This window comes from Myxococcus xanthus, assembly GCF_013116825.1.
Lineage (GTDB): Bacteria > Myxococcota > Myxococcia > Myxococcales > Myxococcaceae > Myxococcus > Myxococcus xanthus_B.
Genome location: NZ_JABFNS010000054.1, coordinates 14,985 through 41,680, shown reverse-complemented (window position 1 = coordinate 41,680; position 26,696 = coordinate 14,985). Strand labels below are relative to the sequence as shown.

General features: G+C 68.4%; 18 protein-coding genes, 3 tRNA genes and 1 pseudogene. 10 read left to right on the top strand and 12 right to left on the bottom strand.

Features of this window, described 5'->3' with window-relative positions:
- Positions 1–19: 19 nt before the first annotated feature.
- Positions 20–286 (bottom strand): hypothetical protein, encoded by a 267-nt coding sequence (locus HNV26_RS17725; RefSeq protein WP_140865355.1) that lies wholly within the window; start codon positions 284–286, stop codon positions 20–22.
- A 680-nt stretch (positions 287–966) separates the two neighbouring features.
- Positions 967–2,100 (bottom strand): NAD-dependent epimerase/dehydratase family protein, encoded by a 1,134-nt coding sequence (locus HNV26_RS17720; RefSeq protein ID WP_171442601.1) that lies wholly within the window; start codon positions 2,098–2,100, stop codon positions 967–969.
- Between the two features lie 231 nt (positions 2,101–2,331).
- Between HNV26_RS17720 and HNV26_RS17715 the strand changes: the two genes are divergently transcribed.
- Positions 2,332–2,544, top strand: a complete 213-nt coding sequence (locus tag HNV26_RS17715; RefSeq protein WP_253816715.1) for a hypothetical protein — start codon at positions 2,332–2,334, stop codon at positions 2,542–2,544.
- A 255-nt stretch (positions 2,545–2,799) separates the two neighbouring features.
- Here HNV26_RS17715 and HNV26_RS17710 read toward each other — a convergent pair.
- The 8 genes and pseudogenes from HNV26_RS17710 to HNV26_RS17675 all read right to left on the bottom strand — a co-directional run.
- Positions 2,800–3,090: pseudogene (locus tag HNV26_RS17710) on the bottom strand (integrase core domain-containing protein); the annotation flags it as partial.
- A 176-nt stretch (positions 3,091–3,266) separates the two neighbouring features.
- A tRNA-Asp gene (locus tag HNV26_RS17705) sits at positions 3,267–3,343 on the bottom strand.
- Positions 3,344–3,432: 89 nt separating this feature from the next.
- A tRNA-Asp gene (locus HNV26_RS17700) sits at positions 3,433–3,509 on the bottom strand.
- Between the two features lie 15 nt (positions 3,510–3,524).
- Positions 3,525–3,596 (bottom strand) — tRNA-Val (locus tag HNV26_RS17695).
- A gap of 146 nt (positions 3,597–3,742) precedes the next feature.
- Positions 3,743–6,637 carry an IPT/TIG domain-containing protein gene (locus tag HNV26_RS17690; RefSeq protein WP_253816714.1) on the bottom strand — a complete coding sequence of 965 codons (2,895 nt, stop codon included), beginning with the start codon at positions 6,635–6,637 and terminating at the stop codon, positions 3,743–3,745.
- 5 nt (positions 6,638–6,642) lie between these two features.
- A complete protein-coding gene (locus HNV26_RS17685; protein WP_171442603.1) occupies positions 6,643–7,491 on the bottom strand; it encodes a sugar ABC transporter permease in 849 nt (282 codons plus the stop codon).
- Positions 7,488–9,668, bottom strand: coding sequence for an extracellular solute-binding protein (locus tag HNV26_RS17680; RefSeq protein WP_171442604.1), 2,181 nt, complete (start codon positions 9,666–9,668; stop codon positions 7,488–7,490). The genes HNV26_RS17685 and HNV26_RS17680 overlap by 4 nt, the downstream gene beginning before the upstream one ends.
- A complete protein-coding gene (locus HNV26_RS17675) occupies positions 9,665–10,753 on the bottom strand; it encodes an ABC transporter ATP-binding protein (RefSeq protein ID WP_171442627.1) in 1,089 nt (362 codons plus the stop codon). The genes HNV26_RS17680 and HNV26_RS17675 overlap by 4 nt, the downstream gene beginning before the upstream one ends.
- A 254-nt stretch (positions 10,754–11,007) precedes the next feature.
- On the opposite strand from HNV26_RS17675, the gene HNV26_RS17670 reads away from it, so the two are divergent.
- The 8 genes from HNV26_RS17670 (at position 11,008) to HNV26_RS17635 (ending at position 23,994) form a co-directional block, all read left to right on the top strand.
- Complete coding sequence (locus HNV26_RS17670; RefSeq protein WP_253816713.1) at positions 11,008–13,434, top strand: glycogen debranching protein; 2,427 nt, start codon at positions 11,008–11,010, stop codon at positions 13,432–13,434.
- 37 nt (positions 13,435–13,471) lie between these two features.
- Positions 13,472–14,968 carry a hypothetical protein gene (locus tag HNV26_RS17665; protein WP_216612450.1) on the top strand — a complete coding sequence of 499 codons (1,497 nt, stop codon included), beginning with the start codon at positions 13,472–13,474 and terminating at the stop codon, positions 14,966–14,968.
- Entirely contained in the window at positions 14,959–17,325 is a 2,367-nt protein-coding gene (locus HNV26_RS17660; RefSeq protein WP_171442607.1) for an alpha-amylase family glycosyl hydrolase, read from the top strand. Before HNV26_RS17665 ends, HNV26_RS17660 begins: the two co-directional genes overlap by 10 nt.
- Positions 17,326–17,378: 53 nt before the next feature.
- Positions 17,379–18,425, top strand: coding sequence for a uroporphyrinogen decarboxylase (gene hemE, locus HNV26_RS17655; RefSeq protein ID WP_171442608.1), 1,047 nt, complete (start codon positions 17,379–17,381; stop codon positions 18,423–18,425).
- Positions 18,426–18,562: 137 nt separating this feature from the next.
- Positions 18,563–19,864: an acetyl-CoA C-acyltransferase FadI gene (fadI, locus tag HNV26_RS17650; RefSeq protein WP_171442609.1), complete on the top strand. Its 1,302-nt coding sequence runs from the start codon at positions 18,563–18,565 to the stop codon at positions 19,862–19,864.
- A complete protein-coding gene (gene fadJ, locus HNV26_RS17645; protein ID WP_171442610.1) occupies positions 19,864–22,104 on the top strand; it encodes a fatty acid oxidation complex subunit alpha FadJ in 2,241 nt (746 codons plus the stop codon). Before fadI ends, fadJ begins: the two co-directional genes overlap by 1 nt.
- Before the next feature lie 91 nt (positions 22,105–22,195).
- On the top strand, positions 22,196–23,329 hold the full coding sequence (locus HNV26_RS17640) for a mannosyltransferase family protein (RefSeq protein ID WP_140865329.1): 1,134 nt from the start codon (positions 22,196–22,198) through the stop codon (positions 23,327–23,329).
- Positions 23,326–23,994 (top strand): class I SAM-dependent methyltransferase, encoded by a 669-nt coding sequence (locus HNV26_RS17635; RefSeq protein WP_171442611.1) that lies wholly within the window; start codon positions 23,326–23,328, stop codon positions 23,992–23,994. The genes HNV26_RS17640 and HNV26_RS17635 overlap by 4 nt, the downstream gene beginning before the upstream one ends.
- Here the strand turns inward: HNV26_RS17635 and HNV26_RS17630 are convergent.
- Together HNV26_RS17630 and HNV26_RS17625 are read right to left on the bottom strand one after the other, a co-directional pair.
- Entirely contained in the window at positions 23,967–24,815 is an 849-nt protein-coding gene (locus HNV26_RS17630) for a ChbG/HpnK family deacetylase (protein ID WP_171442612.1), read from the bottom strand. The genes HNV26_RS17635 and HNV26_RS17630 overlap by 28 nt on opposite strands.
- A gap of 7 nt (positions 24,816–24,822) precedes the next feature.
- A complete protein-coding gene (locus HNV26_RS17625; protein ID WP_171442613.1) occupies positions 24,823–25,614 on the bottom strand; it encodes a glycosyltransferase family 2 protein in 792 nt (263 codons plus the stop codon).
- Positions 25,615–25,718: 104 nt separating this feature from the next.
- On the opposite strand from HNV26_RS17625, the gene HNV26_RS17620 reads away from it, so the two are divergent.
- Positions 25,719–26,681, top strand: a complete 963-nt coding sequence (locus HNV26_RS17620) for a GGDEF domain-containing protein (RefSeq protein WP_171442614.1) — start codon at positions 25,719–25,721, stop codon at positions 26,679–26,681.
- Positions 26,682–26,696: the final 15 nt, after the last annotated feature.

Below are 26,696 nucleotides of genomic sequence, written 5' to 3'. Positions count from 1 at the left end.
GCCCTTACAGGGCTCCGTCCTACTTGCAGGCGGACTCGTCGGGGTGGTGGCCCCGGAGCTGCGTCAGGCCGTCGGTGCACGCGGCAGTGCAGACCCTGGCCGTCTCGTCGGAGTTCCAGCAGGAACCGTCGGCGCCGTAGGTCACTTCGGCGGTGGCCTGAATCTCGGGGGTCGTGGCCTTGATGCAGGCCAGGTACTTCTTGCACTCGGCGCTCTGCTCCGAGTCATCGCTGCCACATGCCGTCAGTCCCAACACCGCAACCGCCAGGATCATCGACTTGAACAAGGTTCCTCCGAATCAAAGGGGATCTGCCGTCTACCTGACCGTGTGGGGTGAGCTCAACCCTCCTTGGAGTCAGAATGACTCGTCGCAGAGGAGCCTCCGCCGACACATCATCCACTTCGAAGGTAGGCGCATTGCGCGGGGCCAGGCCCGCGCGGTGAGCAGAGCGTCCGAGCGTCCGTGACGGGGCCTTGCTGACCGGAGGACACGAGGCTGCATCAGCCCACCGTAGTCGAGGTGGAAGAGACACCTGAGCCGGCGCTGGAGGTCTTCGCTCCAGGCCGGGGTTCCAGGCACGTTCGTCTCCACGGCCAGTTCCCGTCAGGCAACCTTTCTGGAAGCGCAGCTCGTGGACCTCGTGCCAGCAGATGGCGGTGTGCGCGGTGTGCCTTCTCACCTCCCGTATGGGCTCGGGAAGCTCGAAGCCGTGGATGTATCCATCACCCAGCCGCATTCCCCCGGTGAATGGAGTGCGAGCGTGCAGGTCCTGGAGTAGGACGGGCAGGCGCTCCTTTTCATCGAGGTTGACCGAGGCCTTCCTTCCGAACAGCCGGGGGGCACGTCCGGCACGGATGCGCAGCCGCTCGACATAGGTGCATGGGGAGCGTTCGACATCGGGGATGGAGACAACCTGGGGACGCAGTCCATGTGGCTCGGGCTGGAATGCGCCACCACCCCGTGCTTCAGCGCTTGGCGTGCCACTCCTTCAGCAGCGCCGCTTCCTGCTCCCGCGTGATGCCGGCACGCAGCGTTGCCTGGCGCTCGGCCGGCTGGCTGCGGAACCATGCAAGCAGATCGGTCACCGTGGTGTCGAAGGGGCGGTAGGTGAGCCCGGCCGCCATCGCCCGGGCATTGCTGACCGCTCCGTAGCCCGCATAGGGCCCGCTCTTTGATGACACCCAGATCGGCAGCTCGACCTTCTTCTCCTCAAGGAATTCCGGCGACACATTCGTGTACGTCGGCTTCTTGCCGGTGACCCGCTCGCAGCCTTTCAGCATGGCCGTGGTGCTCAGCGGTTTCGCCGGGCCGACAGCGTTGAACGTGCCAAGCGTGCCCGCTTCAGCAAGGCGGATCATCCACTCGCCCAGGTCGCGGCCGTCGATGATCTGCATCGGGTCGGAGCCATCGCCGGGCACGAGCATCTCGCCGCCCTGCGCCACGCGGTGCGGCCAGTAAGTGAAGCGATCGGTTTCGTCGCGTGGGCCGACGATGTAGCCAGGCCGGACGATGGTGACGCGCTTGCCGAACTGCTTGCGCGCTTCGGCCTCACTCAACGCCTTGAGCGGGCCGTACAGGTGCTCGATGTCCGCTCTCAGTGAGTCCTGCGTTTCGGCCATCGCGTCCTTGCCCGCATACACCGCCAGCGGCGCGTCCTCGGTGATGCCCTGCTTGCTGCCGTCGGCATAGACGGAAATCGTCGAGACGAAGAGGTAATGCCCGACGTTGCCCTTGAGCACCTTGCCGGCATCGCGCACCCAGAACGGCAGGCTGGTGGGGTTGTCGATGCACACATCCCACTTGCGACCTTGCAGCGACTTGAGGTCGCCGGTATTGCGGTCTCCGAACAGCTGCTCGACCGCGCTCGGCCATTCCGGTGATGGGCGCTTGCCGCGGTTGAACAGCGTCACCTTGTGCCCGCGCGCCAGTGCGTAGTTGACCTGGAACGGTCCGGTGAAACCGGTGCCGCCGAGGATCAGGATGTTCAGCGGTTTCGCCGCGCGTTTGATGGGCTTGGACGGCTTTGCCCAACCCGGCAGGGCGGCGGAGGCAGCGGCGAGCGCACCGAACTTGAACAGGTCACGACGGGTGGTGGTCATCCAATGATTCCTGGTGAGTCGGCCAGAGTTCCTAGCGTATCCAAAACGGGATGCATGTGAGATGCGACATGGGGCCCGGAGTGGCCGGGAACCCGAACGGCTGCCGCCGGGGGTGGTAACCGACATCAGGACTGCGGCGCCGCCGGCTGCATTGTCGTGCGGCAGTCCACGCGCAGCGTGTCCGACGACCCGCGCTACGAGTAGGCACGGCACTCGCGCGCGCCTTCACGGGTGACTGGGTGCCAGTCGCTGGGCGTCACGTTGGCGGACATGGTGGGGAAGATGGTCGCGTTCATCAAGGCGGCGGCGCGCGCAGCGGAGCGGCAACTGCGCGTCGTGTCCTCGCGGGCGTACCGGTTGCCGTTGTCCGGCGCCGAGCGCCAGGTAGCGGTGTTTGCGAAGGAGAGGGGAGGGGAGCGTCTCCTCCGCGGGAGCGGTCCGTGAGTCCTTCCGGGGCGCCGCGCGATGCGCGAAATCGCATCCATTTCCGTTTCGCTCTGATGTGGCCATCCGATGTCACCGTGCCTTGCCGCGCTCTTGAGGCATTCGCGCTCGCCTGGGACCTCGCGCGGTGGCGTGAACACCGGGCACGCAGGATGGGTTGAAGGGGGGGCCTGTCTGGAATCTGCGTTGATGGCGCCTGCTCGGACTGAAGTTGTCCCGGTTCCGCAGCGCGTTCCGCGCTTTCGCCCTCGAAACGGCAGCGCGGTGCTTCTTCTCGTGACCAGCGGGTGACTCGTAGTCGAGCGCGGCGTGGCGCCGGAGCGGATTGTGCCAGCCCTCGATGAAGCGGAAGACGGCCATCCGCGCCTCTGCGTGCGACGTGAAGCGGCGGCGTGCGAGCAGTTCGCAATCGAGCTTGGCGAAGAATCTCTCGCGCATCGCGTTGTCGTACGCGCCGCCGACGTCCTCTTGCGCCCATCGCGACATCTCCTTCTTGGAGTGTTGCGACGACCGATTGAACCCGCCGTCGTCCAGTTCGGACCCCACAGCTGGCGCACCAAGGGGAGCCACGGGCCAGTGTCGCGGCGCTCACCGGGTTCCGGCCCATCATCCGCCTCCACGCCGCTTTGGCCACCGACGCTGGTGGGGCACGCAGAGGGCGCATGCGAGGGCAGCCAGAAAAGCGAAAGGCCCGGAACCTCTCGGTTCCGGGCCCTTCTTTGTGGCGAGGAGTACGGGACTTGAACCCGTGGCCTCCGGCGTGACAGGCCGGCGTTCTAACCAACTGAACTAACTCCCCAGATGGGACTGCGAGGGGCAGGGCCAAAAACCGAGCCTCTCACTAAAAGGCGAAGGGCCCGGAACCTCTCGGTTCCGGGCCCTTCTTTGTGGCGAGGAGTACGGGACTTGAACCCGTGGCCTCCGGCGTGACAGGCCGGCGTTCTAACCAACTGAACTAACTCCCCACATCGGTACAACAGTGGGCGGAACAGGGATTGAACCTGTGACCATCGCCTTGTAAGGGCGCCGCTCTACCGCTGAGCTATCCGCCCGTCAGGCGTCCGCCGCGCTTCGGTGAGGCGGGCTTTTATCGGCCTCATCCGACACTGTCAAGCATACGCTTCAGCAGGTCCGATCATTCCGCAAGGCCGCCCGGGGCCTGGTGGGCATCCGGGCGGCCAGTGGGCTGGCCATGTGGCTACGGGATGACCGTGCCGAGAGTGTTCGGCGACACGCCGTTGGCTGAGCCGCCTGGTTCGCCGCCGCCGGGTTGCCAATCGCCGAAGCAGTGCGGACCGCCGTTATGGGAGTAGCGGTACGTGTAGGACATCCCGACAGGCACGCCCTCTGGCAGGTTCGCGGCGTATTCGTCATCGTCGCCCGAGTCGCCGTTGTAGCTGGCAGCCACCCATGTCCAGCCCGAGATACCCGGGTCGCTGCTAGCGGGGCCGTAGCCGAGCTCCGCGACGACGCCAACGCCTTGGCCACCTCCGGGGGTGACGCCTCCGTGGTACAGCCGACCGTAGACGGTCCGAGCACCGCCAATGGCGTCCACCGCGATTTCGAATGGGTGCTGGAGCTTGCAGTAGTCAATCCCCCTGTGGTTGCCCACCGTGAGGGCGTGTTGCTGGCCCAGCGCGTACCCACCCACGTTGCTGCCGTCCTTGTCGCAGTACGTCCACGTGGTGCCGTCCGTGGTGTAGCGCAGGCTGACGGCGCGGTCGCCGGTGTAGGCCGGCGTCACGGTGGTGGAGAACTCATCCGTGTCCGCCTCGCCGTCGGCCTCGCCGGTGTACTCCGCGGCCTTCCATGTGAACGCGTCCGCCTGGGTGGACGCGTTGGCGTCCGCGGCGCCCACGCCCACCTGCACCTGGACGTTGGCGCCCGGGCCCTCGCCCGCGGTGACGCCCGGGATGTGCACCCGGCCCACCACGGTGACGATGTCGCCGCTGCCCACCGTCGCTCCGCTCACGTTCTGCAGGCGGCAGTAGCTGTCCGTCGGCTCGGGGCCCGGGGCCTCGCTCACCGCCAGGCTGCCCGTCAAGTCCGCGTTGAATCCGTCCGGGCCGCTGCTGTTGCCATCCGCGTCGCAGTACATGAACGCGCCGCCGTTCACCTGGAAGCGGTAGGCGAACCGGTAGCTGCCGACCACGCCCGGGTTGGGCAGCGTGGCCTCGTACTCGTCGTTGGCCCAGAAGTCGCCCTTGAACTGGGCCGTCGTGGTCCAGTCCCACTCGTCGGACGTGGCCGCATCCTCACCGGCGGGTCCCCAGCCGAGTTGGCCCACGATGTCCGCGACTTCGCCCGTGGTGGTGTTGGTGAGGCCCGCCACGTTGACGTACGCGATGATGACGTGGCTGGCCGCGTCCCCGGTGGTGTACGCCAGCGACTGCGGCGAGTTGTTCCCATCCGGCCCCAGTTTGCAGTAACCGATGACGCGCGGGATGACGGGCTGGCCCGTCACGTTGAGCGTGCCGAGCTGGTCCAGCTCGAAGTTCTGATCGCTGTCGTTTACGCCGTTGCCGTCGCACACACGGATGGGGCCACCGTCGTGGTTGAAGCGCATCGCGTAGCGGTACTCGCCGTTGAGGGCCGGGTTGGGCAGCGTGCCCTTCCACTGGTCATTCACCTCGAAGTTGTCCTGGTCGAAGGTCAGCTGGGCCGACCAGTTCCATAGCGGCGAGGTGCGTGGGTCCTCACCCACGGGACCCCAGCCGAGCTGGCCCGCCAGGCCTGGCCCTGCGCCTTCGCGGTCCGTCACGCCCGGCAGGTTGACCTGGGCGTACACCGTCTTCAGGCCCGACGTCTGCGTCGTCGTGTAGTTGATGACCTCTGGCGCTGTCTGGTCGAGGCCAATCTTGCACCACTCCACCGCCGGCTTTGGCGCCTCGTCACCCACGGTGAGCGTGCCCAGCTTGGACAGGCTGAAGGTCAGGTTGCCCTCGTCGCTGTCGTTGACGCCGTCCGCGTCGCAGAAGCGCCACACGTTCTCGCTAATGCTGAAGCGGTAGGCGATGCGCCAGGTGCCCACGGTGCCCGGGTTGGGCAGGTCTGCCTCCCACTCGTCGTTGTTGCCGTGGTCCGTCTTGTACGTGGCGTTCACCCACGTCCAGCCGCTGTCGCTGCGCGGGTCCGAGTCCGCCGGACCGTAGCCAAGCTGCGCAACCAGACCCGAGCCCGCGCCACCGCCCTGGGTGATGCCTGCCGCGTACACCTGACCGGCCACCTTCACGCGCGTGATGTCGCCCGGCCGGTAGAAGACGTTGACCGGCCCGGGGTTGTTGTCGGGGCCCAGCTTGCAGTAGTCCACGCGCGGCCGGGAGATGAACACCCGCCGCAGCATGTCCTCCGACACGCCGTTGGCGCTGCCATCGCCGTCCGCCATCACCCACGTGGCGCCGTTGTCGATGGAGAAGCGCATGGTGACGACCCACTCACGGCGCTCACCGCCGATGGTCGGCTGGAGCAGCACGGTGCCCTGGTAGATGTCCGCCTCGCGGCTGCCCGAGTCACCCTCATAGATGGCCTCTTCCCAGGTGTAGCTGTCCGGGTTGAGCAGCTCCGCGTCCGCCAGGGCGAAGCCCACCTGCGCGCGGGTGCCGCCGCCCTGGCCGGTGCCACGGGTGATGCCGGTCACGGTGACGGCGCCGCGCACGGTGGTGCCCACTGGCTGGCCGTTGCTGACCGCGTCCACGTTGCCGTTGAGCACTTCGGCCTGTTCGATGTTCGCCACCGGCGCGCCTTCGAACGTGAAGCCGCCCACCAGGGTGCCGTGAGCGCTGTCCGGGTTCACCACGCGCACGTCCACCACGCCGGAGATGGCGGTGGGGGTGTAGCCGTAGATGCGGTAGGTGTTGACCACCACCACCCGCAGGGCCTCCTGCTGGCCGAAGTAGAGCTTCGCGCCTTCCTTGAAGCCGGTGCCGTAGACGTTGATGAGGGTGTGGCCCGCGACCGGGCCGCCCGAAGGCTGGACCTCCCGCACGACGGGCGCGTTGTCGCTGGGGACAGGTCCTCCGTCTGAATCGCCATCACAAGCGACGACCAGCAGAGGCAGGACGAGGACGAGGGCACGGAGACAGCGAGACGACATCGACATCACCCCTTGACGCCGCCAGCGGTCAAACCGCCGACGAGGTGTTTCTGAAGCGCGAAGAACAACGCCATGACCGGCGCGGAGACGATGAGCGCGCCCGCGGCGAACTTGCCCCACTCCACCTTGTGCTCGCCGACGAAACGCTGGAGCGCGACGGGCAGGGTGAAGCGGGCCGGGTCATTGAGCAGCGTGGCGGCGAGGATGAACTCGTTCCACGCCGTCATGAAGGAGAAGAGCGCCGTCACGGCCAGCGCGGGCCGGGCCAGCGGGAGCACCACGCGCACGAACACCTGGAAGGTGGAGGCGCCGTCCATCACCGCCGCTTCTTCCAGCTCGCGCGGCAGCGTGTCGAAGTAGCCCTTGAGGTTCCAGATGCAGAAGGGCAGGGCGGTAGTGGCGTAGACCAGGACGAGCCCCGTGAGGCTGTCCAGCAGGTGCAGCTTCTGGAGGATGCTGTAGATGGGCACCATCATCAGCGTCGCCGGGAACATCTGCGTCACGAGCAGCGCCTGCATCCCGCCTTCTTTGCCGGGGATGCGGAAGCGCGACAGCGCGTAGGCCGCGGACACCGCCAGCGTCAGGCCCACCAGCGTGGTGGCGCCCGCCACGACGATGCTCGCAAGGAGCTGCCGGCCGAACACCCACCGCCCCGCCGCGTCCGTGCCGGAGAGCACCTGCCGGAAGTGCTCCAGCGTGACGGTTTCGGGGAAGGGGTTGGCGGTGAGCGCCAGCCCGTCCGTGGGCGACAGCGCCATCTTCACCACCCAGAGCACCGGGTAGAGCGTGGCCATGCACAGCAGCGTCAGCCCGGCGTGGATGGCGGCCATCTTCAAGCGCGAGGGGCGGTTCATCCCATCACCTCCGAGGACGACCGCATCAATCGCCTGGTGAAGGCGGACCAGACCAGCAGCACCACGAAGATGAGGACCGAGTACGCCGCCGCGAAGCCGTACTGCTCGTTGCGCTGGAAGGCCCAACGGTAGGCCTCCGACACCAGGATGTCGGTGCCGCCGCCCGGCTCACCGCCGGACACCAGGTAGATGATGTTGAACATGTTGAAGGTCCACACACTGCCCAGGATGATGGCCGGCAGCATGGCGGGCCTCAGCAGCGGCAGGGTGATGTGGCGGAACTGCGTCCACTTGCTCGCGCCGTCCACCTCCGCGGCTTCGTAGAGCTCCTGGGGGATGGACTGGAGCGCGCCCAGCGCCACCACCATCATGAAGGGAAAGCCCAGCCAGGTGTTGGTGGCCACGTTGGCCGCGAAGGCCGTGGAGAAGCGGGTGAACCAGCTCACTGGCTCCAGGTCCAGGGCGACCAGCAGGCCGTTGATGGCGCCGAACTGCCGGTGGAACATGCCCTTCCACATGAGCGCGGTGATGTAGTTGGGCACGGCCCAGGGGATGATGAGCAGCACCCGGTAGACCCCCCGCAGCTTCAGCAGTGGATCCTTCAACAGCAGCGCCAGGAACAGGCCGATGCTGACGTGGAGCACCACGTTGACCACCGCCCACAGCAGCGTCACGGCCAGCGTGAAGTAGAAGGAGAGGGGCTCGGTGATGCTGTAGCCGCGGCTGGCCAGGATATCCACGAAGTTGGCCAGGCCCACGAAGGCGTATTCCCCCGCCTCGTGGTGGAACAGCGACAGGCTGAGGCCCACCGCGAAGGGGACGAACACCAGCACCGCCACGCCGGCCGCCGCGGGGGTGATGTACGCCACCGCCTGCGCCACATCGGGGTAACGGCGCTTGAAGGGCAGCGTCGACGCCGGGCGCCGCAGCACCCAGACGGAGCCGCCCAGCGCCATGGCGCCCACCAGTCCCAGCCAGGGCAGGGGGCTGGCGTCGGGCGGGCGCTCGCGGTGCAGGGCTCGATAGCGCCGGTCCGCCAGCGCGCCCGCGTCCTGGGGCTCGCTGCCGCCCTGGAGCACCGCGCGCAGCGCCAGCTTCATGGGCTCCCAGACACGCGCCATCTCCAGCGTGTTGGGCATGGGCGTCGCGTGGCGGGCGGCTTCGCGGAAGGAGGAGATGAGCGTGTCTTCCCGCACCTCGGGAAGCGTGTACGCGGCCACGTCCGCCGGAATCTGCCGGCCCACCGTGGCTCGCACGCGCGAGGCCTCGCCCAGGGAGATGAAGCGCGCCAGCGCATGGGCCTGCTCCGCTCGCTCGGAGCGCGCGGATACGTAGGCCGTCTCCACGCCCAGGAAGGGGCGGATGGGGATTCCCGTGGCGCTCACCACCGGTAGCCCCACCACGCGGTAGTCCACGTTGGGGGCAATCTCCCCGGCGAACCACGGTCCGCTGATGAGCATGGCGGCCCGGCCGTCGTTGAAGAGGCTCTTCACCAGCGCGGCCGAGGCCTCCTGGGGGATGAAGCGCCGGTCCTGCAGGTCCTTCACGAAGGCCAGCGAGCGGGCCATGCCCTCCGTGTCGAAGCTCGCGCGGCCGTTTGCATCGAACAGCTCGCCGCCGAAGCCGAAGAGGAACCCCGCGTGGAAGTAGAAGTCGCCGCTCTCGTAGGCCAGACCGAAGCGGCCCGCGCCCGTGTCCGACAGCGCGGGCAGCATCGCCAGCAGCGCGTCCGTCGTCTCTGGCGGTTGGGGCACGAGCTTTGTGTTGACGTAGAGCGCCAGCGACTTGAGCGACAAGGGATAGCCGTACACCTGGCCATCCACCTCCAGCGCCTCCACGGCGTTGGGGAAGTAGTCCTCGCGCGCCAGGCCGCTGGCGGGGGCCACCAGATGCATCGCGTGGAAGTTGCGCAGCCGCTCGTGGTTGAAGATGAAGACGTCCGGGCCCACGCCATGGGGAATGGCGTTGGTCAGCTTGGCCGCGTAGGCGTCATAGGGCAGGGCGAGCAGCTCCACCTGGACGCCCGTCTTCGAGGTGAAGAGCTCCGTGGCCTGGATGAGCGCCATCTCCTCGCCGCCGCGGTACGCGTGCCACAGCTTCAGCGGCTTCTCCGTCGCAGGCGCCGCGTGCGCGCTCAGCGCCGTGGCGAGCAGCGCCAGGCCGAGCCACCGGCTCACGACGCGATCTCCATCGTGGCGCGCTGCTCCGGATGGCGCAGCGCCTTCGCGCCGTCCTTGGAGAAGACGTGCAGCGCGTCCGCCACGGGGGCCAGGTGCACCTTGTCACCCACCGCGACGTTCACGCCCTTGTCGAAGCGAGCCGCCACCAGTCCGGCCTCCGTTTTGACGAAGGCGTACCCGTCAAAGCCCAGTCGCTCCACCGCGTCCACGGTGCCGGTGAGAGGCCCCTGGGACTCCACGCGCAAATCCTGGGGACGCAGGCCCAGCAGCACCGTGGCTTCCTCCGTGGTCACGTCCGCCGGACAGGGCAGGGTGAAGCCCTTGCCGGTCAACTGGGCCCCTTCGCGCCGCGCCTCCAGGAAGTTCATCGAGGGGGAGCCGAGGAACCCCGCGACGAATTGGTTGGCGGGGCGGTTGTAGAGCTCCAGCGGCGGGCCCACCTGCTGGAGAATCCCGCCATTGAAGACAGCCACGCGGGTGGCCAGCGTCATGGCCTCCACCTGGTCGTGGGTGACGTAGATCATCGTCGCGCCCAGCCGGCGGTGGAGCCGCGCCAGTTCGCCGCGCATCTGGACCCGGAGCGCGGTGTCCAGGTTGGAGAGGGGCTCGTCGAAGAGGAAGACCTTGGGGCGGCGGACGATGGCTCGCCCCATGGCCACGCGCTGGCGTTGGCCGCCGGACAGGGCCTTGGGCTTGCGCTCCAAGAGATGGCTCAGCTCCAACATTCCGGCCACCTCCTGCACGCGCGACGCAATCTCCGCGGCGGGGAACTTCCGGAGTGTCAGGCCGAAGGCCAGATTCTCCCGCACCGTCATGTGCGGGTAGAGCGCATAGGACTGGAACACCATTGCAACATCGCGGTCACGAGGCGGAACGTCGTTCACCCGGGCGCCGCCAATGCGCACCTCGCCCGCGTCCACCTGTTCCAGGCCGGCGATGAGTCGCAGCAAGGTCGTCTTCCCGCAACCAGACGGGCCGACCATCACCAGGAATTCACCTTCACCCACCTGAAGGTCCACGCCCTTCACGATGAGGTTCTGGCCAAACGACTTCTTGATCCCGCTCAGGGTGACTTCGGACAAGTCGTGCTCGGAGAAATTGATGGGAAGACGGTCGCGCACCTTACCCGGACGCTTCTTGTTTCCTCAAACCTCCTTGGTTGCTTGTGCTGCATCCTCCCGTCGCGTGCGCCAGTGAACGAAGGTCTGTTCCCGATTGGAAACCCAGGCCCTGCCTTGTCAGGCATGGAAGGCGCTTGTTATGGAAACGGAGTTTGATTGCCGGGCCGAGTCATGTCCGGACCTCGAGGTCAGCCTACCTGATGCTCACTCACAGAATGTCCCGCCTCGTGGGCGCGGCGCTGTCCACCGCCCTGTTCATCACGGGCTGTAGCGAGAGCGACTACGTCCGGCTGTACCACAGTGATGCTCGGGCCCCGAGCTACTCGGTGGACGACATCGAGTCCCTTCGCCAGATTGGCCCCACCTACGTGGACAAGGGCGTGAACTTCGCCCTGTACTCGGAGAACGCCACCCGGCTGGAGCTGCTGCTCTTCGAGGACCCGGAGAGCAACCGTCCGGCGCGCGCCTATGAGATGACACGCTATGGCGACGTGTGGAGCGTCTACGTGGAAGGCGTGGGCGTGGGACAGCACTATGGCTTCCGCGCCTGGGGACCCAACTGGGAGTTCGACCCGCGGTGGTTCCCCGGGTCCATCCACGGCTTCAAGGCGGACGCGGACGTCTACGGCAACCGCTTCAATCCAAACAAGCTGCTCACGGATCCGTACTCCAAGGCCCTGCACCGCGACCACGACTGGAGCAAGGGCAGCACGGCCAGCGGTCCGGCCCGCACGGAGGTGACGTACGCGGCCTCCGCCAAGAGCGTGCTCGTCAAGAGCGGCGACTACCAGTGGGGTGAGGCGGAGCAGCAGTGGCGCGCCAACCGCCAGGACGAGAACTGGCAGGGACACGGCTGGCAGGACCTCATCGTCTACGAGGTTCACGCCAAGGGCTTCACGGCGGACCCCGCCAGTGGCGTGCGCTTCCCGGGCACCTACCGCGGCTTCGGTGAGAAGGCGGCCTACCTGGCCGAGCTGGGCATCACCGCGGTGGAGCTGCTGCCCATCCACGAGAAGCCGCTGGACGGTGGCTACTGGGGCTACCAGACCATCAACTTCTTCGCGCCCGAGCTGTCCTACGCGGCCTTCAAGGAGCCGCACCAGGTCATCAACGAGTTCAAGTGGATGGTGGAGCAGCTCCACAAGCACGGCATCGAGGTGATCATCGACGTCGTCTACAACCACACCGGCGAGGGGGGCCTCTGGCGCGAGAAGCTGGAGACGGATGACGTCATGCCCGGCGAGCCGCTGGAGTCCCTGGACCCCGCGGAGACGGCTGGTCTCTATTCGTTCCGCGGCATCGACAACCAGGCGTACTACGCGCTCAACCCGGACCGCCGCACGTATTGGAACAACACCGGCGTCGGTAACCAGACGCGCCCCAACCACCGGCCCACGCGCAAGCTCATCATCGACAGCCTTCGCTTCTACGTGGAAGAGCTCCACGTGGATGGCTTCCGCTTCGACCTGGCGCCCATCCTGGGGGAGCGGGACGGCGACTACAACCGCTGGGACGACCCGCGCAACACCGTGCTCCAGGACGTCATCGACGACCCGGTGCTCCAGAAGTACAACACCCGCATCATGGCCGAGCCGTGGAGCGCGGGCGGCTGGTACTGCATGCCGTTGGGCGAGTTCCCCAACGCCAGGACGCAGCCGGGCAATGGCTGGTACGAGTGGAACGGCCGCTTCCGCGACTGGTGGCGCGCGTTCATGAACCAGGACGGTTGGAAGCTCAACTCCAACGAGGGTTCGCTGTGCGGCCGGCCTGGCACGGTGGACGGCGGCTTCCTGATGTACGGCAGCCAGGAGTGGTTCGAGCGCAATGGCCGCCGCCCGTATCACTCCATGAACTTCATCACCGTGCACGACGGCTTCACGATGTACGACCTGTTCGCGTACGACGAGAAGCAGAACCGCTGCGGTCCGCTGAACCCGGTGTGCTGTGACACGCCGAACAGCCCCTTCTGCGACAAGGTCAGCGGTGAGGATCACAACCGCTCTCGCAACTGGGGGCCGATTGGCGACGAGCGCGCGGAGAGCATGCGACGGCAGATGATTCGCAATGCCTTCATGTCGATGATGATCAGCCACGGCACGCCGATGATCCTGGGCGGCGACGAGTGGATGCGCACGCAGTTGGGGAACAACAACGCCTACTCCACGCTGTCCGACAACCCCTTCAACTGGTACCAGTGGGGAACGTACCTGGCGCGCGACGAACGTCACCGCATGTTCGAGTTCGTGAAGGCCGCCATCCGCCTGCGCAAGGAGCACGCCTACGCCTTCGCGCCGAAGGACTACGGCAAGGGCGCGCCGCTGGCCTGGAAGAGCGCCCAGAACACCGAGGCGGCGTGGGACAGCAAGCAGTTGATGATTCACTATTACGACGCGTCCTACGGGCCGGAGTTGCTGGTGCTCATCAACATGGAGCCCCGCGCGGTGACATTCACACTGCCCGAAGGCCGCAAGTGGACGCGGCTCATCGACACGCAGGCGTACTTCGACAGCCCCGCCTATCTCACGACGGCGGGCCTGGACAGCCGGTCCACGGGCAACTCGTGGCTTGATGCACCGTCACCAGTGAACGGTCCGACGTACGGGATGCCGGAAAGAACCATCGTCGTCCTGCGTGCGGAGTAGGCAGGCAAGCAGGTTGCGCTATAAGCGGGGCCCGCCCATGCGAGTCCTGCCTGCGCGCCTCTGCGCCATCCTGTTGACGTTCCTGCCGCTCGTTGCCCTGGCCGAAGCGCCTCGCGATCGCTTCGGGGCCGCGGGTTACTTCCGCATCATGACCCGCCCGGACTTCGCGGGCGGCTCGGGCCAGTTGGGCTATTACTGGCTCTACGGTCGGCTCCTCAACGAAAGCCCTTACGGTGAGCTCAACCTGCGGCTGGATGCGTTGCAGGCGACGCCGGGGACCGACGACGTATGGGCTGAGGTCCACTCCCGTATCTCTGGCAGGTCGTTTCGTTCGGCGGATCCCGGTAATGGCTCGCTGGTGAACTTCAGCGCTGACTACCTCTTCGTCCGCGCCGGCAACATCCTGCTGGACCGGGTGACGTGGCAGCTCGGCACGCTCGAGGACCGCTGGAACGACTTGCACATCTACGACCAGCGTCCCGGCACGCTGCTCTGGGACACGGTGGGCCTGTCCGGCACTTACCAGGGTGACCGCTACGACGTCCTGCTGGCGGTGGGGGACAGCGGCTACACGCTGCGCCCGAACAACTACAACACAGTGCTGACGGGCGCCGCGTCGTTCCGTTACCGGTTGATTCCTGGTCATCTGGAGGTGGGGATCCGCGGGCAGGTGGGCTACGAGCCCGCGGTGCGCGGCAACCGGAACGCGCTCTACGCGTCGCCCGGGACCAGCTACGAGAACTTCGCGCGGCGCGAGGTGGTGCGGCGCTACTTCGAGGCCAACCCGGGCGCGGAGGACCTGGTCCCGGACCTGAAGGCGCGCAGCGCGCTGTCGTACCGGGCCATGGGATACGTGGGCTTCGGCGGGGTGGGGCCGCTGGTGTGGAGCAACCTGTACCTGACCTTCGAGAAGCGCCACCCGCAGCCCTTCTACACGGAGAACTTCCGGGGCCGGGACTGGACCGTGTACGTCACGGACCAGACCGACGAGCGCTACGACGCCAACCTCGGCAACGAGGCCTACCTGCGCATCATCCCCGACAAGCTGGAGGCGCTCTGGGGCGTATGGGCTGGCTACTCGTTCAATAGAGACAACAAGATCGCCGCGGGCGAGGACAACCGCGTCATCGCCTCCACGGTGCTCCGCCTTCAGTACTTCCTCACTGACAAGGTTCACCTCCTGGTGGAGAGCAGCGTCGCGCGCGAGAAGAGCCTGAACGGCAATCTCTACCGCAACCATGTGGACTCGGTGTTCACCAGCACCGGCGGCATGGCGGACTCGCGTGGCCTGGAGTTCGGTGACAGCGACACGCGCGACACCTGGCAGTTCAAGGCCGGTGTGGTGCTCAACCCCACGGGTCGCAGCATCTACGCGCGCCCCAGCCTGCGGCTGTTGTACGGGCTCCAGCGCTCCACCCAACATGCGGCGTTCGGCAACTCCTTCGTGGACAGCCTGGACCAGTACAACGTTTACGTCGGCCCCGAGCGTCACTGGCACTCGGTGGTCGCGATCGAGGCCGAAGGATGGTTCTGACAAGGCGATGGAGCGCGGTGCTCTCCCTCACGGCGGCGCTGGCCGCGGTGACGCTCGCGGCGTGCCTGCCTCGCGCGGCGCCTCCGCCCCTGGCGCCCAGCGGCACGGTGGTCGCCGTGGCCTACGTGCGGGATGACGCGCGGCGGGCAGGCGTGGTGGCGGACGTCCCGGAAGGACTGAAGCAACGCATCGCGGAGACCCTGGCCAGGCGCAACCTGCGCGTGGAGGTGGTGCCCTACGCGGACTACGCCGCCTACTTCGCGAAGGTGCGCGACTCGCAGCGCCGCTTCGAGATGCTGAAGGCGCTGACGCCGGAGGCGCCGCTGCACCTGCTGGTGGAGACGCGGGTGTCGTTCTTCAGCCAGGTGGGGGGCCGCTTCTCGTGGGACGTCTCGGTGCGGACCACGGGCGCGCGCGCGGACTCCGCCATGGCGCCCACCGTCGTCACCCAGGACTACGGCGCGGCGCTTCAATTCGACCAGCAGCGCGAGGACGATGCGCAGTTGGAGGTGGCCACGCAGATCGCCGGGCAGGCGGGCGCGCTGTTCGACTCCTTCCTGGCCTCGCCCTTCCTGGTGCCGGACACGGACGGTGGACCGGGCACGGTGCCGGGCCTCGACGCGCCGGCCGGACCGGGCATCGAGCCGGGCACGGGCACGCCGGCCGTGCAGCCCTACCGGGGTTCGTGGGAGCCGCCGGCGGGAGACGCGGTCTACTTCGTGATGGTGGACCGGTTCTCCAATGGCGACCCGAAGAACGACGGTGCCGTGGACCTGGAGGACGCGCAGGCCTTTCACGGCGGAGACCTGCAAGGCGTCATTGACCGACTGGACGGGCTGCAGCAGCTCGGTGTCCGCACGGTGTGGCTTTCACCCGTCTTCCAGATGCGCACCGACAAGTTCCATGGGTACGGCGCCTTCCACGGCTACTGGGTGGAGGACTTCGGCCGGGTGGAGCCTCGCTTCGGAGACGAGGCCCTGCTGAAGACGCTGGCGGCGGAGTTGCGCCGCCGGGACATGCGGCTGGTGCTGGACGTGGTGCTCAACCACGTGGGGCCGGAGACGCGCCTGTCGCGTGAGCGGCCCGACTGGTTCCACGGCCTGGGGCCCATCAAGGACTGGGGCGATTCACGCGAGCTGGTGATGGGAGACGTGCACGGCCTGCCGGACCTCGCCGTGGAGAAGGAAGAGGTGTACGCGCACCTGCTGGCACATTCGCGCCGATGGGTGGACGTGCTCCAGCCCGCGGGCTTCCGGCTGGACGCGGTGAAGCACATGCCCACCTCCTTCTGGGCTCGCTACAACGACGACTTGCGCCAGCACGCGGGGCCGGACTTCCTGCTGTTGGGGGAGATGCTGGACGGCGACCCGGTGCTGCTGTCGAACACGATGAAGGAGGGCCGCTTCGGGACGATGTTCGACTTCCCGCTGGCCTTCGCGCTGGTGGACGTCTTCTGCAGGGACCGCTCCCCGTCGCACCTGGGCGCCATCCTCTTCAACGACCGGCTCTACCCGGCGCCGGGCTCGCTCGTGACGATGGTGGACAACCACGACCTGCCCCGGGTGATGAGCGAGTGCGGTGGTGACGTGGAGCGGGTGAAGCGGGCGCTGGCGGTGCAGCTCACCGCGCGCGGCGTGCCGGCGCTCACCTACGGCACCGAGGAGGGCCTGACGGGCGCGAAGGAGCCGGAGAACCGGGGCGACATGCGCTTCACGAACCACCCGCTGCGGTCGTGGATTGGCGGGTTGCTGGCGTTGCGGCGAGGCAGTGAGGCCCTCCAGCGTGGCGAGACGTGGATGCTCGCCGCCCGGGAGGACCTCTTCGCCTACGCCCGCGTCACCGCCGACGAGGCCGTCGTCATCGCCGTGAATACCCGTGACAGCGCCGTGGACGTGCCGCTGCCTGACGGGCTGGCCGGCGCGAAGCTGGAGCCGCTGGCCCTGGCGCCGCCGCTGGCCGCCGGGGGCGCGGGCTTCATGCGCGTGCCCGCCGGCGAGGTGGCCCTGGCGCGGCTGAAGCCCCCTGCGGCGGGCGGCTTCGCCACGGCGGCGAGGCTCGCGGGCCTGCGGTGGCGGGGGCTGGGGACGCGGCGCCGGGTGGAGCTGGCGGTGGGGGACCCGTCGGTGCGGCTGGTGGGCAGCGGGCCGGAGCTGGGCGGGTGGAAGCCCGAGCGCTCACTTCGTCCGGGGCCCGACGGCTTCGCGCTGTCGCTGCCCGTGGGCGCCGTCTTCGAGTACAAGCTCTTGCGCGGCGGCTCCCAGGGCACTTTTGACTGGGAGGCCGGCGCCAATCGTCTGCTGTTCGTGGACGAAGGCACCGGGCCGCTGCGCCAGACGCTGGCGTGGAGCCAGCGCTGACCGCACGTGTTTCATTCGCCCCGCCTGGCGCGGGGCCCACTCCGAGGTTCGAAGTGAACGACCGACTCCTCCGCGCGGCGCGCCGCCAGCCCACTGACACGACGCCGGTCTGGCTGATGCGCCAGGCGGGCCGCTACCTGCCCGAGTACCGTGCCATCCGCGGCAACATCGCCTTCCTGGACCTGTGCAAGCACCCGGACCTGGCGGCGGAAGTCACCGTCCAGCCGGTGACGCGCCTGGGTGTGGACGCGGCCATCATCTTCTCGGACATCCTCATCCCCGTGGAGGCCATGGGCATCACCCTGGAGTTGGGCGACAAGGGACCGCACTTCCCCGACCCCGTGCGCTCCGCGGCGGACATCGACAAGCTGGGCGTGCCGGACCCGGTGGAGGGCACCGGCTTCGTGGCCGAGGCCATCCGCCGCACGCGCAAGGCGCTCAATGACTCCGTGCCCGTCATCGGCTTCGCGGGCGCGCCCTTCACCCTGGCCGCGTACATGGTGGAGGGGGGCGGCTCCAAGAGCTACATCCTCATCAAGCGGCTGATGTTCGAGCAGCCCGAGCTGGCGCACCGCCTCTTCGGCAAGCTCACCGACACGCTCATCCCCTACCTGAAGATGCAGGTGGAGGCGGGCGCGAGCATCGTCCAGATTTTCGACTCGTGGGGCGGCGCGCTGTCGCCCTGGGACTACGAGCGCTTCTGCATTCCCTACCTCAAGCGCATGGTGTCCGAGCTGAAGGCCACCGGCGTGCCCGTCATCGTGTTCGGCGTGGGCATGTCCAACCACCTGCCGCTGCTCAAGAGCACCGGCGCGGACGTGGTGGGCTTGGACTGGACGCTGCCCATGGACGAGGGCCGGAAGGTGCTGGGGCCGGACGTGGCGGTGCAGGGCAACCTGGACCCGCTGCACCTGTTCCTCCCCCGTGAGGAGCTGGACGGCCGCGTGAAGGACATCCTCCGCCGCGCGGGCCCCGAAGGGCACATCTTCAACCTGGGCCACGGCATCCTCCCGCCCACGGACCCCGACTCCGCGAAGTTCCTGGTGGAGGCCGTCCACCGCCACGGCGTGGCCCTGCGCCAGGGCACGCTGGGGGCGTAGGGGTCGCTTTCACCCCCGGCCGGCAACCTCCCGCGGGGAGTGTCCACCGATTGATTTTTGAATCAACGGACGATTGACGCGACGCATTGCCGCTCGTTAGATGCCCACCTCCCGACTTCGCTGGAGGTGTGGCACACATGGCAAGCGAGAAGCGCAACGGCCCCCGAAGGGTGGCCATCGTCCGCGGCCTGCGGACCCCGTTCGTCAAGGCGGGGTCCGTCTTCTCGGGGCTGACGGCGCTGGATTTGGGCCGCCTGGTGGTCCAGGAGCTGGTCCAGAAGACGGACCTGGACCCGAACGTCATCGACCAGGTGGTGTTCGGCCAGGTCATCCCCACGTTGACGGCTCCGTCCATTGCCCGCGAGGTCGTCATCGCGGCGGGGCTGCCGAAGAAGATTGATGCCTTCACGGTGTCCCGCGCGTGCGCCACGTCCATCCAGGCGATGACGGCGGCGGCCAACGCGATTGCCACGGGTGAGGCGGACGTCATCATCGCCGGTGGCACGGAGTCCATGTCGGACGCGCCCATCTTCACCAGCCGGCCGCTGGCCCACGCGCTGGTGGCGGCGTCCAAGGGGCGCTCGCTGCCGGACAAGCTCAAGCCCTTCCAGCGCCTCAAGGCCAGGGACTTGCTGCCGGTGCCCCCGGCCATCGCCGAGTACTCCACCGGCATGACGATGGGGGAGAGCGCGGAGAAGATGGCCAAGGAGAACGGCATCTCCCGCGAGGAGCAGGACCGCATCGCCTTCAACTCGCACCGCAACGCGGCCAAGGCGTGGAAGGACGGCCTGTTCGACAACGAGGTCATGCACGTCGTCGTGCCGCCGAAGTTCGACAAGACGGCGGAGCGCGACAACATCGTCCGTGAGGACTCCAGCATGGAGGCCCTGGGGCAGCTCAAGCCGGCGTTCGACCGCAAGTACGGCACGATTACGGCGGGCAACGCGTCGCCGCTGACGGACGGCGCCGCGGCGCTGCTGCTGATGAGCGAGGAGAAGGCGCGCGTGCTGGGCTACGAGCCGCTGGGCTTCCTGCGCAGCCACGCCTACGCGGCCACGGACCCGGGCGACCAGCTGCTCCAGGGCCCGGCCTACGCGGCGCCCACGGCGCTCAAGCGCGCGGGCATGACGCTGGCGGACATCGACCTGGTGGAGATGCACGAGGCCTTCGCCGCGCAGGTGGCCAGCAACATCCAGGCGCTGGCGTCCCCGGCCTTCGCGAAGAAGGCGGGCTGGAGCGCGCCGGTGGGCGAAATCGACCGGGAGCGGCTGAACGTGACGGGTGGCTCCATCGCCATCGGTCATCCCTTCGGGGCCACGGGGGCGCGCATCGTCACCCAGGCCCTCAATGAGCTGAAGCGTCGGAACAAGAACACGGCGATGTGCACCGTCTGCGCGGCGGGCGGCCTGGGCGCAGTCGTCATCCTGGAGCGTGCGTGATGGCCACCAAGGCGGAAGAGCTCGAGGTGAAGCAGGGCTTCTCGTACCGGGTGGAGGACGGCGTCGCCGTCATCACCTTCGACCTGCCGGACTCGCCGGTGAACACGCTGTCGCCGGAGACGGGCGAGGCCTTCCTGCGCGTCATGGCGCGCGCGGAGCGCGAGCCCGAGGTGAAGGCCGTCGTCTTCACGTCCGGCAAGAAGGACTCGTTCGTCGCCGGGGCGAAAATCGATTTCCTGCAGACCATCAAGACGGCGGAGGAGGCCACCGCCATCAGCCGCAACGGGCAGGAGGGCTTCGACAAGCTGGCCGACTTCCCCAAGCCCGTCGTCGCGGCCATCCACGGCGCATGTCTGGGCGGCGGCCTGGAGTGGGCGCTGGCGTGTGACTACCGCATCGCCACCGACAGCCCGAAGACGTCGCTGGGGCTGCCGGAAGTACAGCTGGGCCTGATTCCGGGCGCGGGCGGTACCCAGCGCCTGCCAGCGCTGATTGGCGTGCAGGCGGCGCTGGACCTCATCCTCACCGGCAAGAGCCTCAAGCCCGCGAAGGCGAAGAAGCTGGGCGTGGTGGATGAGGTGGTGCCGGCGCCCATCCTCCGCGCCATCGCGGTGCGGCGCGCGAAGGAGCTGGCCGAAGGAACGCTGAAGGTGGACCGCCGTCACGGCCAGGGCTTCAAGGGCGTGGCCGCGAACGGCAAGGCGAAGGGGCTGGCGGGCTTCATCCAGGGACTGGCCAACAAGGAGCTGTGGGCGGAGGTGGCGCTGGAGGACAACCCGCTGGGCCGCAAGGTCCTCTTCGACCAGGCGCGCAAGCAGCTGCTGAAGAAGACGCGCGGCAAGTTCCCCGCGCCGGAGAAGGCGCTCCAGGTCGTGCGCGTGGGCCTGGAGTCCGGGCACAAGGCGGGCCAGGAGGCGGAAGCGAAGGCCTTTGGCGAGCTGGTGGTGTCGGACGTCTCCAAGCGGCTGGTCGAAATCTTCTTCGCCACCACGGCGCTGAAGAAGGAGAACGGCACCTCCAACCCCGACGCGAAGCCGCGCGAGGTGAAGAAGGTGGCGGTGCTGGGCGGCGGGCTGATGGGCGGCGGCATCGCCTATGTCACCAGCGTGCTCCAGGGCGTGCCCGTGCGCGTGAAGGACAAGGACGACGCGGGCGTGGGCCGGGCCATGAAGCAGGTGCAGTCCATCCTGGACGAGCGCGTGAAGCGGCGCTCGCTCACGCGCCGCGAGGCCACGGCGAAGTCAGCCCTGGTGACGGCGGGCACGGACTACAGCGGCTTCAAGTCCGCGGACCTGGTCATCGAGGCGGTGTTCGAGGACCTCAAGCTCAAGCACCGCATCATCGCGGAGGTGGAGGCCGTCACCGGCGACCAGACCATCTTCGCGTCCAACACCTCCAGCATCCCGATTACGGAGCTGGCCAAGGGCAGCCGCCGGCCGGCGCAAGTCATTGGCATGCATTACTTCAGCCCGGTCCACAAGATGCCGCTGCTGGAGATCATCACCCACGCGGGCACCGCGGACTGGGTGACGGCCACCTGCGTGGAGGTGGGGCGCAAGCAGGGCAAGACGGTCATCGTCGTCAACGACGGGCCGGGCTTCTACACCTCGCGCATCCTCGCGCCGTACATGAACGAGGCGGCGTACCTGCTGGCGGAAGGCGCGGACATCGCGGAGCTGGACAGGGCGCTGGTCGAGTTCGGCTTCCCCGTGGGCCCGATTACCCTCCTGGACGAGGTGGGCATCGACGTGGCGCAGAAGGTGGGCCCCATCATGGAGGCCGCCTTCGGCAAGCGCATGGCGGCGCCCAAGGCCCTGGAGAAGGTGGTGGCCGACGGCCGCCTGGGCCGCAAGACGCAGAAGGGCTTCTACCTGTACGAGGACGGGAAGAAGCAGGAGGTGGACAGCTCCATCTACGCCCTGCTGCCGCACGGCACGGAGCGCCGCTCCTTCGACCGCGCGGAGATGGCGGAGCGCGTGGTGCTGCAGATGGTCAACGAGGCCATCCGCTGCCTGGGCGAGGGCGTCCTCCGCAGCGCGCGTGACGGCGACGTGGGCGCCATCTTCGGCCTGGGCTTCCCGCCCTTCCTGGGCGGTCCCTTCCACTACGTGGACAGCCGCGGTCCCGCCGAGGTGCTGCGCAAGCTGGAGCACTACCACGACAAGCTCGGGGAGCGTTTCGCCCCCGCGCCGCACCTGGTGGAGATGGTGAAGGCGGGCAAGACGTTCTACCCGCGCTGAGTCATTCCAGTGACTGCGCCCGGGAGTCCCGCGTATCAGCGGCTCCCGGGCTTGACCGGAGGCCGTCTCTGGCCCGAGCCTCCCGGGCCCCATGGCCCGCTCCGCGTCCCGCACCATCGTCCTCGTCGTCCTGTCGGCCGTCGTGGCCTGTGGCGCCGCCGCCACCGCGGGGGCCTGGCGCTTCTTCCACAAGGACCCCAGCAACCCCGTCGTCCGGCTCGACGAGTACTTCACCATGGGGTGGGTGGCCTGGGATTCCAGCTGGTACATGCGGATTGCCCAGGAGGGCTACCAGTTCGCTCCGGGCCAGCAGAGCTCGGTGGCGTTCTTCCCGCTGTACCCGCTGCTCATCCGCGCGGTGGAGTCGCTGGGGCCCAATGTGTACCAGTCCGGCGTGCTCATCACGCTGCTGTGCGGCCCGCTGGCGTTGATGCTCTTTACCGTCTGGGCGCGCAAGCTGACGGACGAGGACACGGCGCTGAAGGCCGGGCTGCTGATGGCCTGCTACCCCTTCACGCTCTACTTCTACGGCGCCATGTATTCGGACGCGCTGTTCGTCCTGCTGGTGGTGGCGGCCTTCCTGCTGCTGGAGCGTGGGCACCTGGGGGCCGCCGTCCTCGTCGCGGCGGTGGCCACCGCGGCTCGGCCCGTGGCGCCCGCGGTGGTGCTGGGCCTGCTGGTGCGTCGCCTGGAGTGGAAGCACGCGCGCGGCGAGAAGTGGAGCGCGGTGGACTTCCTGCCGGTGCTGTCGGGCCTGGGCTTCGGCGCGTACATGCTCTTCCTGTGGCACCAGTTCGGTGACCCGGTGGCCTTCGTGAAGGTGCAGGGCTCGCCCGGCTGGGAGCAGATTCCGGGCTGGCACACGTGGCTGAAGGTGAGCTGGTTCGAGCGCGTCGTGCTGGCGCCGCAGGACAAGCGCGAGGCCTTCCGGCTGGCCGCGCACGCCTTCTTCACGTTGCTGGCGCTGGCGCTGGTGTGGCCCACGCGCAAATTGCTGGGGTGGGGCTACGCCGTCTACCTCCTGGCCATCGTCGGGTTGCCCGCGTGGTCCACCAAGGACTTCATGGGCATGGGGCGCTACCTGCTGTCCGCCTTCCCCGTCTTCCTCACCGCCGCGATGCTGCTGCGCGAGCGGCCCTTGCTGCTGCGCGGGGCGCTGGCGGTGGGCGCCGCGTCGCTGCTCGTCCTCTCGTGGGCCTTCGGCGCGGACTACTACGTCTCATGAGCGACCTCCTCGAACAGGCCCTCCTTCGCTACGACGGGCTGCCCGTCGCCGAGCGCTTCCACGTCCACGCGCGGGCCTTCTCCGCGCCGCTGCTGGCCATGGCCGCGCGCACGCCCGTGGGCGCCGTGGCGGACATCGGCTGTGGGCATGGATTGCTGTCCGCGCTGCTGGCCCTGGAGGACCCGGGCCGCACCGTGCACGGCGTGGACCCGGACTCGCGCAAGGTGGCCTGGGCGCGGCGAGCGCTCGCGGGCCAGCCCAACGTGCGCATCGAGGAAGGCACGGTTGAGGAGACGCTGGCCCGGGGCGCGTCCGGGCGCTTCGACGCGGCGGTGGTGTGCGACGTGCTGTACCTGCTGCCGGAGTCGAAGTGGTCCGGCTTCCTCTCCACCTTGCGGGGCCTGCTGAAGCCCGGCGGGCGGCTGCTGCTCAAGGAGGTGGAGGGTGACGGCTCCTGGAAGCACCGCAAGGCGCTGGCGCAGGAGTGGGTGATGGTGTCGCTGCTGGGCCGCACGAAGGCCAGCGGCGGCATGGCGCTGAAGCCTCGAGCCGAGATGACGCGCTACCTGAAGGACGCGGGCTTCGCGGTGCGCGAGGTGGTGGACCTGGGGCAGGGCTACACCACGCCGCACGTCCTCTATGTGGCGGAGACCAGCGTTCCGTAGCTGTGAAGCTCGATGCCGCGCTCATGTAGCCGCGCCTTCACGCGCGTGCTGGTCAGTGCAGCCAGCTCCGTCTGCCAGCCGTAGCGCCACGTCGGGTCCTCGGGGACGTGCGGCGTGCCTTCACCCGGGTGACAGCCCAGCTCGAAGTCGCCCGCGGGCAGCGCGTCCACCACCGCGAGCAGGGCGGCCTCGTCCAGCATCCCCGCTTCGAAGACGCCGCCCGCGCTCACCCGGCGCACGCCCTTGGGGGCCCGAGGCGCGGCGCGCGCGAGCACGGCCAGCACCGTGGCCTTCAGCGCGGGGCCCGGCGCCTTCAGCCAGCGAGCGCGGGGGAGGGCGTCCGGCCAGCGCAGGGGGAGCCCTTCGCGCGCGGCCAGGGACTCCACCAGGGGGCGTACACCGGGCAGCAGGTGCAGGTGCTGGTGCCCGTCCAGGTGGTCCACCGTCACGCCCAAGGCGCGGGCCCGCTGAAGCTGCGCGGAGAGCTCGCGCGCCAGCTCGTCCCGGCGAACCTGGCCAGTGAGCCAAGCGCGGGCGAAGTCGGCCCAGCTGCCACGCAGCCGTCCCTCCGGTGCCACGGTGGGCACCTCGTGCGCGGGCGCCGCGGGAGGCAACCGAGTGGAGAGCGCCAGGTGGAGGCCCACCGCGAGCCGTGCCTCCTTCGCGCGAGCGGCGGCCTCAGGCGCGGTGGGGCCCGTGGCCAGCAGCGTGGCGCTGGTGACGATGCCGTCACGGTGTGCGCGGAGGATGCCCGCGTCCAGCGAGGCGTGGAGCCCCAGGTCGTCCGCGTTCACCACCAGGCGCGTGAGGGGGCGCGTCATGCGGGGCTCAGCCTCGCGCCGTGCGGCCCGGCGGCACCGCGTGGAGCTGCTGGACGGAAGGCGGCAAGCGCACCGGGTGCACTGGCGGCTGCGGCGCGCGCATCTTCGGATAGAGCTTCACCAGCTCCCGCACCATCTTCGTGATGACGGAGGGCGAGGCCAGCGTGGACACGCCGCGCGTGCGTGGGAAGTAGTCCACGCCCATCTGGAACACGCGGAAGCCCTGGCGGATGGCCTTCACCACGAGCTCCGCGTCGATGAACGAGCCCTGGCTGTGCAGCTCCATGGACTCCAGCACGCGGCGGTGCATCACCTTGAAGCTGAAGTTGACGTCCTTGATCTGGATGTCGAACAGCGACCGGATGAGCATGTTGTAGACGAACGAGTAGATGATGCGCTTGGGGCCCTCGCTCGTGCGGTCGAACCGGAAGGCGCAAATCATGTCCGCCTCCAGGTACGACATCAGGTGCAGCGCCCGCTCCAGCTCGCGCATGTCCCAGGGCAGGTCCACATCGGAGTACACGACGATGTCCTTCGTCGAGGCCGCCAGCCCGGTGCGCATGGCGCCACCCAGCTTCAGATTCACGGGGTGGTGGATGACACGCAGTTGGGGAACCTTCAGGGCCAGCGCCTCACAGACCTCACGGGTGCGGTCCGTGGATGCGTCGTTGACGACGATGATTTCGAAGTCGTCCGTCAGGGCAGGGAGGACCTCCAGCGCCCGGCTGACGGCGCGCTCGACGTAGTCCTCTTCATTCCATGCGGGGAAGAACAGGCTGATGCTTGGGTATTGGGCCACGAGCGACCTCGGCGGGCGGACCTGCGAAGTTGGCGGCTCGCTAGCAGAGAATCCGGTTTTTATCCAATTGCAGGGGTCGCATATCGTCGCACGCCTATGGTACCGTGAAATCACCATTTTGCGGGGACACTGTGAACTCCAGGCCCTTCACCCTGCTGGTAGTGGACGACTCGCAGTCGACGTTGCCTCGGTTGGCCCGTGCGCTGGGCCCGGAGGATTTCGCCCTCCGAATCACCGCCCACGGCCCGGAGGTGCCGAGGTTGGCGCGGGAGGTATCGCTGGTGGTGCTCTGCCCGGGCGAGGACGCCCAGGCCAGCGTGGGGTCGCTCGAACGCCTGATGCCCGAGGAAGGCCCAGTGGGGCCCCCCGTGGTGCTCGTGGCGCCACCCGAACCCAGGGGCCTCTGGCTGGAGGCCCTGCGCCGAGGTGCCGAGGTCGTTTTGGACCCATGGTCGCCGGATGAGCTGGTGGCCCGGGTGCATCGCGCCCTGGCCGTACAGGCTCGGATGGAGTCGCTCGCCGCCCAGGTGAGCGAGCTCCAGCGGCTGTCGTCGACGGACGGCCTCACGGGCCTCCACAACCACCGGCATTTCCAGGAGCGGCTGAGGGAGGAGTTCCGCCGTGCCCAGCGTTATGACGACTCCCTGTCGCTCATCCTGCTGGACTTGGATTACTTCAAGGAAATCAACGACAAGTACGGCCACTCCGCGGGCGACGGCGTGCTGCGCGAGGTGGCCGCCGCGCTCACCCGGGGCGTGCGCGAGACGGACCTGGTGGCCCGCTATGGCGGCGAGGAGTTCGCGGTGCTGCTGCCCCGCACCCACCTCACCGGGGCGCTCACCGTCGCCGAGCGCGTCCGCCGCGAGCTGCGCGCCCTGCGGCTGGAGGTGTCGGACAGCCTGCAAGTCACCGCGTCATTGGGGGTTTCCAGCTTCCCCCACCGCACCGTCCTCACCCCGGAGCAGCTGCTCCTGACGGCCGACGAGGCCCTCTATCAGGCCAAACGGGACGGCAGGGATCGCATCTGCCTACATCCCCAGCTCCCGGTCGGTCCGCTCGGAACCTAGCCCGGGTCAAAGACC

What these genes read in the sequence shown, in the direction of transcription:
- HNV26_RS17640 (WP_140865329.1), top strand. Translation starts at nt 22,196, where the DNA reads ATGGCCCGCTCCGCGTCCCGCACCATCGTCCTCGTCGTCCTGTCGGCC.
- HNV26_RS17685 (WP_171442603.1), bottom strand. Translation starts at nt 7,491, where the DNA reads ATGAACCGCCCCTCGCGCTTGAAGATGGCCGCCATCCACGCCGGGCTG.
- HNV26_RS17635 (WP_171442611.1), top strand. Translation starts at nt 23,326, where the DNA reads ATGAGCGACCTCCTCGAACAGGCCCTCCTTCGCTACGACGGGCTGCCC.
- HNV26_RS17690 (WP_253816714.1), bottom strand. Translation starts at nt 6,637, where the DNA reads ATGTCGTCTCGCTGTCTCCGTGCCCTCGTCCTCGTCCTGCCTCTGCTG.
- fadI (WP_171442609.1), top strand. Translation starts at nt 18,563, where the DNA reads ATGGCAAGCGAGAAGCGCAACGGCCCCCGAAGGGTGGCCATCGTCCGC.
- HNV26_RS17670 (WP_253816713.1), top strand. Translation starts at nt 11,008, where the DNA reads ATGTCCCGCCTCGTGGGCGCGGCGCTGTCCACCGCCCTGTTCATCACG.
- HNV26_RS17630 (WP_171442612.1), bottom strand. Translation starts at nt 24,815, where the DNA reads ATGACGCGCCCCCTCACGCGCCTGGTGGTGAACGCGGACGACCTGGGG.
- HNV26_RS17660 (WP_171442607.1), top strand. Translation starts at nt 14,959, where the DNA reads ATGGTTCTGACAAGGCGATGGAGCGCGGTGCTCTCCCTCACGGCGGCG.
- fadJ (WP_171442610.1), top strand. Translation starts at nt 19,864, where the DNA reads ATGGCCACCAAGGCGGAAGAGCTCGAGGTGAAGCAGGGCTTCTCGTAC.
- HNV26_RS17720 (WP_171442601.1), bottom strand. Translation starts at nt 2,100, where the DNA reads ATGACCACCACCCGTCGTGACCTGTTCAAGTTCGGTGCGCTCGCCGCT.
- HNV26_RS17665 (WP_216612450.1), top strand. Translation starts at nt 13,472, where the DNA reads ATGCGAGTCCTGCCTGCGCGCCTCTGCGCCATCCTGTTGACGTTCCTG.